Annotated in this window: 3 protein-coding genes and 1 pseudogene; all 4 read left to right on the forward strand. The window is 70.3% G+C overall.

All coding sequences use genetic code 11. From position 1 onward, the window contains the following. Positions 1-514: pseudogene (locus AC2VNT_RS02995) on the forward strand (hypothetical protein); the annotation flags it as partial. A 15-nt stretch (positions 515-529) separates the two neighbouring features. After that, entirely contained in the window at positions 530-838 is a 309-nt protein-coding gene (locus AC2VNT_RS03000; protein ID WP_486945445.1) for a type VII secretion target, read from the forward strand. Further along, positions 838-1143 (forward strand): DUF2694 family protein, encoded by a 306-nt coding sequence (locus tag AC2VNT_RS03005; RefSeq protein WP_486945446.1) that lies wholly within the window; start codon positions 838-840, stop codon positions 1141-1143. Before AC2VNT_RS03000 ends, AC2VNT_RS03005 begins: the two co-directional genes overlap by 1 nt. Further along, on the forward strand, positions 1140-2226 hold a 1087-nt coding region (locus AC2VNT_RS03010; RefSeq protein WP_486945447.1), incomplete at its 3' end, for a PPE domain-containing protein. The genes AC2VNT_RS03005 and AC2VNT_RS03010, both read left to right, overlap by 4 nt.

The following is a 2226-nucleotide window of genomic DNA, read 5'->3' on the forward strand; positions in this document are numbered from 1 at the left end:
GGCACCGCCGGCGGGTCAACCGCCAGCCGCCGCCCCGGCCGCCGCGCCCGGAACAATGCCCGGCGGACCGCCCGGCGCACCACCAGGGCCTGTGGCCCTGACCCTCAAAGACGGGTCACCGGTCACCGTCGCCGACTCCGACCATGCCGGCGCGATCAAGGCGGTCGAGCAGGGCGCGACCCCCGGCGATGCCTACCGCCGCAACAACCTGACCGTCCCACCTCCGGGCACGACGCTGACCAACTACATTGCGCCGGACAAGCTCCAGCCCACCGATTACGCGATGTACCGAGACAAGATGGTGATGATGGCCGGCCCGGACAAGTTCTTCGGCGAAAACGGCGAGGTTCAACCGATTTCGCAGCTACCACACGGCGATTTCCTCGGCTACGGTCGCCCCACCGCATCTGCCCAGATGCCCACGACTCCCGGCGCCGCACCCACCGCCCCGGCGGCGCCGGGCCCAGCCCCCACACCCGCGCCGGGCACACCCCCGCCAACCCAATCGCACTAACGAAAGGACACTTCCGTGAACGAAACACTGCGAGTCGACCCCGACAAAGTCGCCGCCGCGGCCGCGGTTCACCGGGACCTGGCCAGCGACCTTCAGGCCGCCCTAGCGGTGCAATCCCAGCTCGAAGCCGCGCGCAGCGCGCACGGCCCGATCTTCGCCGACTTCAAAGCCGCACTCGGCGAGACGCTGGCCGCCCGCCAAGCCGAGCTCAGCGACCAGCTCGCCATCAACAACGGCGTCGCTGAAACGCTGGAAGCCGAAGCCAGGAACTTCGCGGCCACCGAGGACGCCAACGCGGCCCGCCAAGCAGCCGTCCACGAGTGATGTCCACCGACGTCGACGCCTACGAACAATGGTGCCCGGACGGCATTGTGTACACCCGTGTCTCGGCGTATGGGCCCACGCTGGGTGTCCAGATCGAACCGGCGGCCAGCCAGCTGACCGGCGAACAGCTCGCGCAGCGGCTCATGGCGGTCAACGATGTCGCCTACCTGGCCGGCCGCGTCGCCATCCGTGAACAGTTCGAACGGTACCCGGGTCAGCGCAGCGTGGACGGATTGGAGACCCGCTCCGAGTTATCCGCCGCCGTGGAAAGACTCGATCGACTGCGCCTGCGGGACCGACCTTGAAGGCAGATCCTGACGGCCTGAGCGCAATCGCCACGCGGCTGGCCGCCGCGGCGGGCCACATCGACGACGCCTGCGCGGCGCTCGGTGCTCATCCGCCCCTGGCGAGCGACACCGTGTCGGTGGCCGCCGCCGCCCGGCTCAGCGCCGGCGCCGCGAGCCTTGCCACCAACATCGCATCTCATGGCGCCGATCTGAACCTGCTCGCCCAACGGTGCGGCGAGATCGCCGCCCTGCTGGCAACCCACGAAGCAGACCGCGCATCGGCCGCGGCAACGCTGAGCGCCCCGCCGACTCCCGCGCCGCCCCCGGCGCCACTCATTCGACCCCTCATCGCCCCTGACATTCGCCCACCCTTGGCTGCACTGCCACCCGCCGACGGCGAAACGTTCGCCACCCAAATCCACGCCGGGGACCACGCCGCCGGCGAGCACTTCGGTACAGCATGCACATCAGCGGCCTCCGCAATGCGCAGCGCCGCAACCGAACTCGATCGCGCCGCCGAACTGCTGCCCGAGGTATGGCAATCCACCCATCCCGGGCTCGCCGGTGCCTTCAGATCCCGGGCGCAGGCACTGCGCACCGTGGCCGATCACGCCGCCGGCCTCGATTCCCAGCGCGGCGACCATGCCGCGGCCTACCAGCAAGCCGCCGCCGCCACCCCCTCCCCGCAGAAATTCGCCCACAACCGCCGTCAGTTGGTCACCGCTCAACAAAACAACGCGCGCACCGGCGGCAAGTTCGCCGCCCAGGTCGCGGTGCTGACCGCTCAACGCGGTCAACTCCAAGCCTCGGCGCTGGGCGCACACACCTCCTATATGACGGCGACCGAACCGACAACAGACCCGCTGCCCGGCACCGGCACAGATCCGGCACCAGTGCCCGATCCCGGCGCCCAGCCTGACCCCGCGGGCACCGGCAACGGCGCCACCGGCCCGGGCTCATCGAACACCAACAGCGGCATTGGCGGCCCGGCAGGGCTGCCCGGCGAGGACCCCGGACCCGGTGGCCAACCCGCGCCCGGCGAACAAGACAACAGCAAGATGACAGAGATGCTGCCGCTGCTGTTGGCCTCGATCGTCGGCG

The sequence above is a fragment of the Mycobacterium sp. TH-M15 genome, from assembly GCF_057473705.1.